This window comes from Paenibacillus sp. FSL K6-1558 (genome assembly GCF_038002565.1).
Taxonomy (GTDB): Bacteria; Bacillota; Bacilli; order Paenibacillales; family Paenibacillaceae; genus Paenibacillus; species Paenibacillus polysaccharolyticus.
The window spans coordinates 3,357,824-3,370,463 of record NZ_JBBOCV010000001.1 but is presented as its reverse complement, the minus strand read 5'-3'; the positions used below and the strand labels follow the sequence as shown (position 1 = coordinate 3,370,463).

Here is a 12,640-nt window from a genome sequence, read left to right as displayed (position 1 = left end):
CATTTATTGATTAGCTGAAAGGTTGACATTACTTCGGCAGACGGAGGCGAGGCGAACGAGCAGGTGGGTTCGCCTCATTCTTTTCCGGTAGAGATAGACAGGGAGGAAGCAGTGTGAGTATAAGTTGGAATTCCATTGAAGGGGCCATTGAACTGGGACTGTTATATGCACTGATGGCACTGGGTGTTTATATTACGTTCCGTATTCTGGATTTCCCCGATCTTACCGTAGACGGAAGTTTTACTACAGGAGGCGCTATTGCGGCGGTCATGATCTCCAATGATTACTCCCCTTGGCTGGCCTGCTTGGCAGCTATGGCTGGCGGCATGATCGCTGGAGCCCTAACGGGTCTGCTGCATACGAAAGGCAAAATTAACGGACTACTGTCCGGGATTCTGATGATGATTGCCCTGTATTCGATCAACATGCGTATTCTTGGCGCACCGAATAAATCGATTATGGGCGTGGAAACGCCATTTTCAGGCGAACATGTCATGATCATTATCATTATTGTTGTGCTGGTATTTAAAATCATGCTTGATCTGTTCATGAAAACAGATATCGGACTCGCGCTTCGCGCTACAGGGGATAACAAACGCATGATTCGCAGCTTTGGTGCGAATACGGATGTAACGACCATTATTGGTGTCAGTCTGTCTAATGGGCTGGTAGCCTTATCTGGTGCGTTTATTGCTCAGCAATCCGGGTTTGCTGATATTACAATGGGCATTGGCATGATTGTCATTGGTCTGGCCTCCGTCATTATTGGCGAAGCAATTCTGGGTGCCAGAACGGTATTCTGGGCGACGCTGGCAGCTGTCGTTGGTTCCATAATCTATCGGATTGTGGTTGCACTTGCCTTGCAGGTGGAATGGTTTGATACATCTGATCTGAAGCTGATCACTGCCGTTATCGTTATTATTGCACTCGTCTTCCCGACAATGCAGCGTTCCATGAAACAGCGTAGCCTCGCTCGCAAACGGACCGAAGAGCTGATGCGTTCCGGCGGCCAACAGGCAAAGGGGGGCATGTAGCATGTTAGAGATTACACAAGTCACCAAACTGTTCAACCCGGGCACAACGGATGAGAAAACAGCTCTGGTTGGTGTGAATCTGATTATGAATCCGGGTGATTTTGTAACGGTTATTGGCAGTAACGGCGCCGGGAAATCAACCTTGATGAACATTATCTCAGGTGTGATGAAACCCGATATGGGTGACGTGCTCATCAACGACCGTTCAATCAGAAATCTTCCAGAGCATAAACGCAGCAGTTGGATCGGTCGTGTCTTTCAGGACCCGATGGCTGGAACCGCCCCGCATATGTCCATTGAAGAGAATATGGCAATGGCGTACAAACGCGGCAAGGGACGCGGACTTGGTTTTGGTGTGACCCGTGCGAGACGTGAAATCTTTAACGCGCAGCTGGAGAAGCTGGGAATCGGGCTGGAGAAACGCCCGAATGCGAAGGTGGGTCTTCTGTCGGGCGGTGAGCGCCAGGCGCTCAGCTTGTTGATGGCAACCTTCACTCAGCCGCAGATTCTGCTGTTGGATGAACACACAGCTGCGCTTGACCCATCTCGCGCAGAGCTGATTACCGAGCTGACAGAGACCCTTGTCCGCGAGATGAGACTTACCACGTTGATGGTAACGCACAATATGGAACAGGCCATTCGTCTAGGCAACCGCCTGATCATGATGGACAAAGGGCGAATCATCCTCGATGTCAGTGAAGAGCGTAAGCGCACACTAACGGTGCCAGAACTGCTCGGCGAATTCGAGCGGATCAGCGGCAAAAAAATGGCGGATGACCGCGTGGTATTGGGATAAGGTTGAATTCATGTGAAGTCACATCCACAACTATCGTTGAGAAACAGGGCCCTTTGCGTTATCGCAAGGGGCTTTTTTTATGGTATGTTGAAGAGTGAGAATTGAAAAATACTTGAGAGATACATAGATACATTAGAAAAAAAAGATAAAGCAGATTGCTGATCTACGTATGACATATATGAGGGCACACAAGGGAGGAACGAGAATGTCTCTTCAATTTGATGAGGGAACCTATACGGTATCTCAGCAAATGGATTCGATTCGCTTGCTGGCGAAGGAGTTTGCGCTTTTGCATTTTCTGTACGAAAACAAAGATAAGGCCTTCACACGCAGTCAACTGCTGGATCGGGTATGGCCGCTAGAATATCCGGTGGAGCGCACCGTAGATGATCACATCTATCGTCTCCGTAAGAAGTTGAAGCGCTGGGATGAAGTCAGTCTAGATACGGTTCGTGGTTATGGATATCGGCTTGCTTTACGGGAGAATAGGGCCGTGTTGCCCCCGAATCCGTCTATCCATGATCCCGAGATGCAGGAAGTTGTGCATGGACTGCTTCGGAAATATCATCTGTTCGGCCAAGGGAATTCAATCCAGATGCTGATTCGTCAACAAGAGGCACTCGGCGTACGAATAGAACCGTATTATCAGTTGTACCTGCATTTCATACAGGGAGATCTGGATTGGCTAATGAACACAGCGGAGTTTCCCTTGGAGGAGCGTCTGTATTGGCTGCTGATTTATGTCCATGCTCTCGTTGAACCTGCGGAAAGTCTGATGTTGTACAAACAAGCGATTCATTCATCTGTTTTGCCTGCCGAGCACCGCCAGGAATTAAGGATTCTTAATATCATTGATATCTATGCCGAGACGGGTCAGTATCAGGAAGCCAAGAAGCAGTTGGAAGAAACATATCGGGTGATGGAAGCAAATCAGTTAATCTATTTCAAGTTACCTGTGAGTATAACTGCACTGTCTGTTGAACTATGGGGTGGGAGCGGTGAGGCCGTTGAGGAACAGATGGCCGTTCTGCGCACGCAATTAAAAGACGCTCCTTATCTGCGGGAGATCGGCCGTTTCCAGGTGATGGAGGGCTTATGGCTACTGCGGCAGGGACGGGTGCGAGAAGCTGAACTGCGAATGGATGACGGTCTGGAAGTATTGAAAATGTCGCTCCATGCACCGCTTTATCTTAATTCAGCGTATCAAATTCTCCTGTTCATGGATCATCACCGAGTTGAAGGGAGACTCCGCAATAAATACCAACAGATTTATACAGAAATCAGTAAATCCTATGGCGTGTCCGTATACGGGCAGCAGATCGTGAAGACGATCCGTCACTTTTTATCCGCTAATTCCTTATCCTCTGATCTTCCTCTGACATAGCTCACCTAAGATTACAGCTAAGGACATCATGTTCGCAAAACCGCTGTAATCAAGGGAGGAAGTACATGTATGACAGCTAATTCATCAAGAAACGACACATCCGATTCATCTACACCAGATAATTCATCTGGTAAATCTGCTGCAAAAACCTCAAAAAGCCTCTGGACTAATCTTAAGTTTGTGCGTCTGTTTGTTGCTTACGCACTCGCCACCTTTGGCGATTGGTTCGATGCGCTCGCCATCCAAGTCATGGTGGCTTACCGATGGGGAGCCGATCCGTTGATTATCGCGCTGATCCCTGTCTGTATGGCTGTGCCAGGTATCTTGTTTGGGTCGGTAGCTGGTGCTCTCGCTGATCGACTGCATAAAGTGAGAATTATGATTCTCTGTGATGGCATTACCATTGCACTAACGGTGGGCATTTTATTCGCACCAAGCCCGGCATGGCTGCTGCCACTTCTGGCTCTGCGTGCGATGATGAGTGTGTTTCACGTTCCTGCCCAGCAGGCGTTGACACGGCAGATCGTGGCAGAGGAGCAACTGTTTCAAGCCTCGTCACTGAACGGGTTTGTGAATCAGTGTGCGAAAATAGCAGGTCCCCTTCTGGGTGCAGTTGTATTGGCCTTTTTTTCTCCACAAATCTGCATTCTGATCAATGCGTGTGCTCGGCTGTTATCGGGCGCTGTATTATGGCCTTTGCGACGTTTGGTAGAGAAGAAAGAAGCTTTAGCAACCGATGAGCATAACGAAGAGAATCGGAAGGAACCCGAGACTTTCTTCAAGCAGTGGCAACAGGGCTGGAAGTATTTACGCCACACCCATACAGTCAGGAATACCATCGTGTTTGGCTGTCTTGGCCTCATGTCTATTCTGATGGTCGAATATCAATTTACGACCCTGTTTCGGGAAATCAAACCAGGTAATGAATCTATGCTCGGCTGGCTCGGTTCATCCGTAGGTGCGGGAGCAGTGTTTATCATTTTGCTGTTAAACCGATTGCCGAGATTAGGGTACGGATGGGGTCTAGGCGGCGGATATTTCCTCATTGGCGCCGGAATTGCAGGACTCGGCTGGGTTGATCCGGATACGTCGACGGCATGGATTATTATGTTGGGCCTGTGTACAGGTCTGGGGAATGGACTGTTTATGGTCACGATGAATTATTTGCTGCAAAAAGAGACCTCTCCTGACTATGTAGGACGTGTATTCGGCATTCAAAACTCGTTATACAGCGTTGTGCTGGTCGCTGCCCCGCTTGCTGGCGGTGCGATCATCCGCTTGGCGGGACCGAGTCCGACTTTTCAAATGATCGGTCTGGCTACGCTAGCCATTGGTCTGACAGGCATCCTGTTCCAGCGTATGTTGTGGTCGCTTAACAGAAGATCCACTTCGAGTGAAAAGGTGGGATCTGCACAGCAACAGCAAGGCGTCTCCTAAATTGCTTGTTTGGATCGTTCCATATCCTAACATACGAAATAGCCGCATTCGGTCCTTATCCGAACGTGGCTATTTCTGTTCTTTGGCCTGCACAGAGGCAAGGCTATAGACCATCATACTTCCCACCAAGTGAAATACGTCGTGGAGGCTAACAAACCAGCAACGGAGAGTGATCCGGTTACGGACAGGTTTATGGCCTGACCCGGAGGGATCACGTATTTACCGAACTCGTTGGATTGAAATGGACCAACTTGCAGAGGCATGGACATTATAGCGGTAGCACCGGATGGGGCTGCTGTAGAAAATCGAACAAGAGCAACACTTGTGTTACTACTGGACAGATTACTGTTTACGGCTGTAAGTGTGCTGGGCGATGAGAGTGTACCGTTTGCAGTTAGGGTCAACGTGCCGCTGAACGAAGACAGCAGATTGAGTGCAACAGTAATTCCACCAGACAAACGGGAAACATACAATGTTCTGCCGCTTCCAGTTGGATTGGCGAGTTGCAAAGTGGCCGTTACGCTCCCTCCAAGCAAACCCAGTGTGGTGGAGTTAGTGGAACCTGCATTGTACAGGTTACCTGTGCTGCCCGCATTATTTTCAGGTGGGGCAACAATGCCAGGTGAGATATATGTGTTGGTATTGGAGGTGTAAACGGGTTGGTTCAAGGGATTAAATACATTATTGTTCGGCATGATTCGCTCCACCTTTACTCAAAATACAGGTTAGAATTCCCACCAAAATAGATTGATAGATCCCACCTGGCTTCCTGTTCCCAAGCTTATGGATAACGATTGACCCGGAGGCACAACAATAGATCCATTCAAATCGAGAGCATACAGACCTGCGGTGAGCGGAATGCTGAGCAGGCTGGTGAAGGTACCTCCAAGTGTCCCTGTATTCTGTCTTGTCGTTACGATACTGGTGTTGGCATTGCCTAGCAATGTATTGACAGGCACGGGTGTGCTACCGACAGTCACGGTTCCGCCGGAATAGACCACGAGTGTGGCTGCTGCTGTTGTGCCCCCTGCGAGGCTCGCAATGCGTATCGTTCTGCCGCTACCTGCTGCATTCAAAATTTGCAGAAGTAGATTTTGGTTGGAGGGGATCGATGTATTGTTCGTGGTTAGGGCGAAAAAACTGCCTGCCGCAGCCGCACCGGTGTCTGGAGCTGCTCCGATTCCCGGGGCCGCAAATGTGTTGGTCAGCTGTGTGAATAAAGGGCCATTGGACTGGTTGAATACATTCGTATTGGTCATCCCGCTTGACCTCCTCTGAACCATGGAATAAATGGAAAAAAGCCTATAGCCTGCGTTATTTCGCCTGTCCTCATTACTAGCATGATATGTAAAAGGAAGAGAAAGCGTTTGGGGATTACATCCGAATTCCCAAATAACGGCGGATGCCGTGCCCGTATTCTCCTTCCGGGCATACGATGCGTAAGCACATTTTTTAAGGGGAAATCGAGATGAGTCGAACAGCCAAGCGAAGCAGGAAGAGAACGAAACCCTCAGCCCAGCAGACAATGAAACCAAAAACTAAATATGTCAGCCGCCGCCCATCCCGTTGTTCTCGCCGCGCCAAACTGCTGAAGCCCCCTTGTTCCCGGATTACCCGTCCTAGGTTCAAACAGGGTGCTTTCTCACGCACGAAACTCCCTGGTGCTACTCACTGTTTTACAGAGCATACCTACACTGGAGCAGAGACAGGTCGTGGTGAACATGCCCTCCCGCCGCAGGACACCTCATCTCTGAGCATGTACAGTTATGGCGTGGTCAATCGTGGAAAACATCCAGCGATCGTTCAAGTTCAGGTTAGTCCGAATGCCGTAGATTATGCGGTGGATAGTCAGGAAGTCATTGAGGGGGGACAGACAAAGGCGCTGGTTCCGTTGCGATTTCTACACTATACCCGGCTTGTGCTCCTGCCTGTAGATCCGGCTCAGCCTACTCGGCTTGATGTATATTTTCAGGCACAGCGTATGCTCGTAAGGTAGTTTAATTACCCAGATTGTCCAGGGAGGAGGACGAGGCTCATGCCTAACTTTACAACGTTTAATACGAATCCGGATAACTTGAGAACATTGATTTTTGGTCAGGATAGTACAGGTACGGCTCAGCCCGTCAGAACGGATACAAGCGGGAATGTGGTAGGTATCATTCTAGACGGGACGATCAGCAACATTTCAGGTCTGACCACGGTTACCATTAACGCGGGCACAATCACCAACATTCTGAACGGTACCATCACGAACGTACTCGGCGCGACGATTACAGCCGGAACAATCACCAGTGTGCTCGGAGCAACGGTGACTGCAGGGACCCTGACGAACTTGCTAAACGGTACCATCACGAGTGTCCTCGGTGCAACAATCACTGCCGGAACATTAACTAATCTGTTGAACGGTACAATTACCAGTGTGCTCGGAGCAACGATCACCGCAGGAACAATTAACAGCGTACTCGGTGCAACCATCACGGCTGGAACGCTGACCAACTTGCTGAATGGTACGATCACGAACGTGCTCGGCGCGACGATAACAGCTGGGACAATCACGAGTGTACTTGGAGCAACGGTGACTGCGGGGACCCTGACGAACTTGCTAAACGGTACGATAACCAATGTGCTTGGAGCAACGATCACGGCGGGAACCATCACGAGTGTATTGGGTGCTACGATTACCGCCGGAACGATTACCAGTGTGCTCGGAGCAACGTTGACGGCAGGTACCTTAACGAACCTGTTAAATGGTACGCTCACCAGTGTACTGGGCGCGACCATTACCGCAGGTACGTTAACGAACTTGTTGAACGGAACGATTACGAATGTCCTCGGAGCAACGATCACAGCAGGTACGATTACCGGTGTGCTTGGTGCTACCTTGACGGCCGGAACGCTGACGAACCTGTTAAACGGAACGATCACCAGCGTGCTCGGTGCCACTGTGACGGCTGGCACATTGACGAACTTGCTGAATGGTACCCTTACAAGTGTTCTCGGTGCCACGATCACAGCCGGAACGTTAACCAACTTGTTGAACGGGACCATTACCAGCGTGCTTGGCGCAACGATTACGGCCGGTACACTGAGCAGCGTAACCTCCATCTCGCAAAAAAGTTTTCAGGAGAACCAACTTGTCGGCACACCGACTGCTAACACATTTACACCGCTACCTGCTGTGACCACGAGTGTATTCGGCACATACTCCTTTTTCGTGTATAACAGGGGACCAGGTGTGAACAGGGTGGATGCCCAAGTGGAGATCAGTGCGAACGGAACCAACTGGTACACCGATGTGACTACGGTAACAGGGATTCTATCCGGTTCTGTAGATGTTCTGGTACCGCAACGTTTCCTGAAATACACACGTCTTTCTTATCGCTCAAGCTTGCTCGGTGCACCAAGCACGATTGACGTGTTCTTCAATGGACAAGGCACATAACCTGCTCTGCTGTCATATAGGTACATGGAGTTCACTTTAGTGGGCTTCATGTATTTTTATGTATTGGAGGTCACTGCGGATGCAGAACCGGTTACTCGGCATTCATATGATTGTGCAAAATGAAGAGCATCACCTTCCCCGCTGTCTGGACAGCTTGAAGCAAGCGGGTTCGGAATGGTTCATTACGGATACAGGCTCGTCCGATCGGACACCTGATATGGCCAGAACATATGGTGCGACAGTGCTACACGCCAGTTGGGAAGATGATTTTGCTAAAGCCCGAAATATTAGCCTGCCCCTGGCAACGACCGAATGGATTCTCTGTCTGGATGCCGATGAGTATGTCATCGAAGGTCTGGATCAATTGATGAATGTTTTGCCAAACATCCATAAGAGCATCACCCGATTACGCATCACGATCGAAAATCAATACGGCGAAGGGATAGAGGACAAGATCCTGTCCCATCCGGTACGGCTGTTCCGTGCTCAGCACGGTTACCAGTACACAGGGCGCATTCATGAGCAGTTGTTTCGCCAAAATACGGATTATCAGAGCGATGCCGTTACACCAAATAAGTCCATAAGTAAGAGCGATATACACTTAGATTCACTGGAAATAAGTACAGTAGATCATTCAGCAGCTGTTGAAGTAGAAATAGATGTAGAAGTCGAAGAAGAGCCGCTTGCTCCTTTGCGTCTGGGGCATGATGGTTATCTTGCTACCGTAATCGCCAAAGGGGATAAGAGCAAGCGTAATTTGCGCCTGATCGAGCGGGAGCTTGCCGATCATCCTGCAGATCCTTTTCACCTGTATAATCTGGGCGTAACACGCTGCCAGTTGGGTGATTTGGAACAGGCGGTGGAGGCATTTCGTGAGTCACTGAAACAGGCCAAATGGCAAGCTCCCTATCGCTCCACCCTTGTGAGAGATTTGGCCAAAGTGCTGGTAGAACTGGAGTGTTACGAAGAAGCACATCTGTTGCTTTCCGAAGAAACTCAACGTTACCCTGCATACGCTGATCTGCATTTGATATACGGTGAAGTGTTGGAGCGACAAGGCTTGCAGGAACGGGCTTATCGTGCCTATGCACGGGCGTGCAACTGTGGCTCTAGTCCGAATGATCACGGAAGGTCTGGCGGCGGTGAAGCCGTGGTCAAAGCTTTTTACGTGACAGAAGCAGGCTCTTGCAGTTACCGGGCATATACATCGATGGCTCGGCTGGCACAGCAACGGGGATTCGGGCAGGAAGCGGTTCGGCTATATGAGCTTGCCCTGGAGCATCTATCTACCTACAGACCGGCTTGGATGGGGCTGGCGGATGCACTACAACAACAGGGAGTTTCGGACGAATCCATTGCAGATCGGTTGCTTCATCTAGCTCATCGATTACATCAGATCCATGTGACGACAGATCATGCAGATCAAATGAACCGGCCACATCCCTATTTGGGAAAGGAAACGGAGATTGTGCTGATGCATGTGCTCTATGCCCTCGCTAATTGTGGAGCGTATAAACAAGCACTACTTCTTCTGGGTGGTGAGGCATCCCATATTCATATTCCAGTAGGTGATCAACTTCACTGGATGTTGTGTGCAGGCCAAGTTACCGATGCATGGAATCTCGCTCAGAGTAGCTGGGGAGAAGCGGATAGAGAGGATCATAAACGGACCTCTTTCTCGGCTGTCATCACGTCAGGAGTGGAGGATGCTGCTGATATGAGCCTTCAATCGGATGAGCGAAGTGATTGGGCGCTAGCGTGTTGGGCGAGTGGCAGGCGTTTGCCTGCATCTTTCTTCGCTAAAGTATCTCCTCTAGAGAGGGGAATGTGGAAGGTAGCGGACCGATTACTGTTTGAGTATAAGCCTGCAGCTCTATCAGCTAGTTCTTCTACCGCTCCTGTACCTGCTGTATCGGATGGGCAGCTTCTGCAATGGAGTGAACCTGTGCAAATGATCGCAAGGCAGTTAGTGGCTCGTGCGATTCAGAGCGGGCATTTGGTCATCGCACAGCAGTTGCATGAGCGACTGGTTCGTATCATGTCAGATCCTGAGAGGACAGAAACAGAAATTCGGCGGAATTATGCGGGTCTGTTGCACCAGCATGGATACACGATGATTGCCGCCGAGATGCTGATTCAGTGTATGACGGAAGGAGAACTGGATGCGGAAGGGCTGTTCTGTCTGGGCGAAACGCTGTACTCCAAAGGACATTTGGATCAAGCACTGTCGCTCTTGGAACAGGCACTGGAGCAAAAACCGGATTTCAGTAAAGCCCGTGCTGGAGCGGCTATCTGTTACTTGCAGATGGCCCTTGGTTTAATTCGTCAGGAACGGAATCGTTCTTCCGAGGTTAGAGTGCTTGCGGATCAGCAACTGGCTTTGGAACAACAGTTGCGAACAGCGGAGGGGATACCTTGGCGGACAGTATATCATGCAAAAGAAAGGAGGAATCATCATGCAGGCACATCAGCATCAGAGACAGCGGAGTCAGGCCGAGCGGATCTCTCTGTGCATGATCGTCAAGGATGAGGAAGAGATGTTGCCACGTTGCCTTGAAAGTGTGCGGGATGTGGTGGATGAGATCATTGTAGTAGATACTGGATCATCTGATCGCAGTGTGGCCATTGCGCGGGAGTATGGCGCGTCGGTGGTTGAGTTTGCGTGGTGCGATGATTTTGCCGCCGCGCGAAATGCTGGCCTGGAGCAGGCTTCCGGCGACTGGATTCTCTTTCTTGATGCGGACGAGGCGCTGGAAGCGACAGCTCGGGAGCAGATCAGGAGCTGGACGGAAGTCAGCGGATGCGACGGATTGTTTCTAAACATTCATAACTATACGGGTTCGGGCCAACAGGGCGCAACGGTCAATCCGGTGCTACGTTTGTTTCGCAGTCATCCTGAGCATCGGTTCAAAGGTCGCATCCATGAGCAGATTGCGGCGGCGATCTGTGAGCGAAATCCGGAGGCCGCGTTTCATATCACAGACATGGTGATTCACCATTACGGGTATCAGACAGTGGTTGTGGAACGCAAGGACAAGGTGAATCGCAACGTGCGTTTGCTACAACAGGCGGTGGAAGAAGAGCCAGATCAACCGTTCCATCACTATAACTTGGGCGTGGAGTATTTGCGTGTGGGTGAAGCGGAGAAGGCACTCGAATCGTTTGTTAAAGCTCGAAAGATGATTGATCCTGCAGTGACCAGTTATGCTCATCTGCTGCTGAAATACGAAGTCCGCTGTCTGGAGCATTTAGAGCGCTGGCAGGAGGCATTGGAATGTGTGGACGCGGCGCTGGAACTTTTTCCAGAATACACAGACCTGATGCATCATCGGGCGATATGTGCGGATGCTGTGGGGGATACGGATGCTGCTGAGATGTGGCTTCGTAAAGCCGTTCAGCAAGGGCCACCGCCAGCGATTTTTCACACAGAGGAAGGCATGGGCACATACCAGACATGGTACACGCTGGGCCGCTTGCTGGAAGGAAAGGCCGATCTTGAGGGAGCGGTCGATGCTTATGTGGAAACGGTGCGGGCAAAATCCAGCTTGGTACCGCCACTGTATCGCCTATTTCGAATCATGCGGGTATCCGGGCAGGAGGGGCAGATTCCAGCGGTGATGGAGTCGCGTTTTGCCATGAGCTCGGAGGAAGCTTTATCTAAAGTACTAGGTATTCTGGAACAGTGCCATTGTTACGATGCGGCGCTTGAACTGCTCGGGGAGTTACCGTCTGCTTCTTCCGGCGAGCAACGGGAGAAACGTTCTATAGCTGAGGCTGTTCTGCATGTACAGCGAGGGGACTGGAGTAGCGCGCGTTTGAAACTCGAAACGGTGAAGCGGAAAAAGGGCTCATTTGCACCTATGGCTGCCCGTTGGCTTGAACGTTTGCAATGGCTGAGTGGGAAAGAGGGGCAGGAAATGAAATTCCAGGATGCCTTCACCCGTTGGCTGATGAACGGCTCACAGGTAGGCGAGGGCAGGGAGAGTGCATCTGAGGAAGAGTCAGGGTCTACAGGATGGGGAAAGCTCGCAGTAGAGATGGGGAACAGATCGAACTTGGAGAATGCAGCTACACTTGAGGGTGTGGCGGACGCAGACCATGCAGAGTTGTACGACGGATGGCAAGCTCTCGGGCTGATGCTGGAAGGCTGTGTTCAGTCTGGAAGATGGCAGGCGCTGCATGGATTGATTCAACGGGGGAGGCAACTGCTGGATGAGGTGCATGATGCAACTGAAAAAAGACTGGCGAAGGAGAGAAGTCAGGGAGAACAAGTTGAACGGGAGATAATCGATGCCGAAAAGTTGATTCGAGAACCGTTTACAGGAGCTTCGGATACGCTTAGCGGAACGAGCTGGCTAGTTAAAGGACTAATTCGTGCAGCAGATCACCATCTGGCGCAACTGACATCTGATAAGGAACAGGTGGAGCCTGGGAAAAGGCAGCGTCTTGCACACTGGCCTGTCATTCAGCATATTCGGCTGGAGTTGCCTGGAGCAGACGGATTCGAGGGCTAAGTCGGAAGAGCGGCGGACAATACATGGAAGGCG

The 12,640-nt window shown here is 50.5% G+C and carries 10 protein-coding genes; 8 read left to right on the top strand and 2 right to left on the bottom strand.

The window, feature by feature from the left end; all coding sequences use genetic code 11:
- Positions 1–173 precede the first annotated feature (173 nt).
- From MHI38_RS14460 to MHI38_RS14445, 4 genes are all read left to right on the top strand, one after another.
- Positions 174–1,034, top strand: a complete 861-nt coding sequence (locus MHI38_RS14460) for an ABC transporter permease (protein ID WP_240036800.1) — start codon at positions 174–176, stop codon at positions 1,032–1,034.
- A 1-nt stretch (position 1,035) separates the two neighbouring features.
- Entirely contained in the window at positions 1,036–1,830 is a 795-nt protein-coding gene (locus MHI38_RS14455) for an ABC transporter ATP-binding protein (RefSeq protein ID WP_090921652.1), read from the top strand.
- Between the two features lie 205 nt (positions 1,831–2,035).
- The gene (locus MHI38_RS14450; protein WP_221786676.1) at positions 2,036–3,214 is read left to right on the top strand and encodes a winged helix-turn-helix domain-containing protein; all 1,179 of its coding nucleotides are present in this window, start codon (positions 2,036–2,038) and stop codon (positions 3,212–3,214) included.
- Positions 3,215–3,283: 69 nt separating this feature from the next.
- Entirely contained in the window at positions 3,284–4,651 is a 1,368-nt protein-coding gene (locus MHI38_RS14445) for an MFS transporter (RefSeq protein WP_221786672.1), read from the top strand.
- A gap of 113 nt (positions 4,652–4,764) precedes the next feature.
- Here MHI38_RS14445 and MHI38_RS14440 read toward each other — a convergent pair whose 3' ends face one another.
- Both MHI38_RS14440 and MHI38_RS14435 read right to left on the bottom strand, forming a co-directional pair.
- Entirely contained in the window at positions 4,765–5,346 is a 582-nt protein-coding gene (locus MHI38_RS14440) for a hypothetical protein (protein WP_221786671.1), read from the bottom strand.
- 30 nt (positions 5,347–5,376) lie between these two features.
- Complete coding sequence (locus tag MHI38_RS14435) at positions 5,377–5,910, bottom strand: hypothetical protein (RefSeq protein WP_221786662.1); 534 nt, start codon at positions 5,908–5,910, stop codon at positions 5,377–5,379.
- A 209-nt stretch (positions 5,911–6,119) separates the two neighbouring features.
- On the opposite strand from MHI38_RS14435, the gene MHI38_RS14430 reads away from it, so the two are divergent.
- From MHI38_RS14430 to MHI38_RS14415, 4 genes are all read left to right on the top strand, one after another.
- On the top strand, positions 6,120–6,647 hold the full coding sequence (locus MHI38_RS14430; protein WP_341181346.1) for a DUF6385 domain-containing protein: 528 nt from the start codon (positions 6,120–6,122) through the stop codon (positions 6,645–6,647).
- Positions 6,648–6,686: 39 nt separating this feature from the next.
- Positions 6,687–8,093: a DUF6385 domain-containing protein gene (locus MHI38_RS14425; RefSeq protein ID WP_260510666.1), complete on the top strand. Its 1,407-nt coding sequence runs from the start codon at positions 6,687–6,689 to the stop codon at positions 8,091–8,093.
- 79 nt (positions 8,094–8,172) lie between these two features.
- The gene (locus MHI38_RS14420) at positions 8,173–10,623 is read left to right on the top strand and encodes a glycosyltransferase (protein WP_341181345.1); all 2,451 of its coding nucleotides are present in this window, start codon (positions 8,173–8,175) and stop codon (positions 10,621–10,623) included.
- Positions 10,550–12,607: a tetratricopeptide repeat-containing glycosyltransferase family 2 protein gene (locus MHI38_RS14415; protein ID WP_341181344.1), complete on the top strand. Its 2,058-nt coding sequence runs from the start codon at positions 10,550–10,552 to the stop codon at positions 12,605–12,607. The genes MHI38_RS14420 and MHI38_RS14415 overlap by 74 nt, the downstream gene beginning before the upstream one ends.
- The last annotated feature ends 33 nt before the right edge of the window (positions 12,608–12,640 follow it).

Bases quoted from the DNA above. Each gene is read 5' to 3' on its own strand.
- MHI38_RS14460 (WP_240036800.1), top strand. From the start codon at position 174: ATGGCACTGGGTGTTTATATTACGTTCCGTATTCTGGATTTCCCCGAT.
- MHI38_RS14455 (WP_090921652.1), top strand. From the start codon at position 1,036: ATGTTAGAGATTACACAAGTCACCAAACTGTTCAACCCGGGCACAACG.
- MHI38_RS14450 (WP_221786676.1), top strand. From the start codon at position 2,036: ATGTCTCTTCAATTTGATGAGGGAACCTATACGGTATCTCAGCAAATG.
- MHI38_RS14445 (WP_221786672.1), top strand. From the start codon at position 3,284: ATGACAGCTAATTCATCAAGAAACGACACATCCGATTCATCTACACCA.
- MHI38_RS14440 (WP_221786671.1), bottom strand. From the start codon at position 5,346: ATGCCGAACAATAATGTATTTAATCCCTTGAACCAACCCGTTTACACC.
- MHI38_RS14435 (WP_221786662.1), bottom strand. From the start codon at position 5,910: ATGACCAATACGAATGTATTCAACCAGTCCAATGGCCCTTTATTCACA.
- MHI38_RS14430 (WP_341181346.1), top strand. From the start codon at position 6,120: ATGAGTCGAACAGCCAAGCGAAGCAGGAAGAGAACGAAACCCTCAGCC.
- MHI38_RS14425 (WP_260510666.1), top strand. From the start codon at position 6,687: ATGCCTAACTTTACAACGTTTAATACGAATCCGGATAACTTGAGAACA.
- MHI38_RS14420 (WP_341181345.1), top strand. From the start codon at position 8,173: ATGCAGAACCGGTTACTCGGCATTCATATGATTGTGCAAAATGAAGAG.
- MHI38_RS14415 (WP_341181344.1), top strand. From the start codon at position 10,550: ATGCAGGCACATCAGCATCAGAGACAGCGGAGTCAGGCCGAGCGGATC.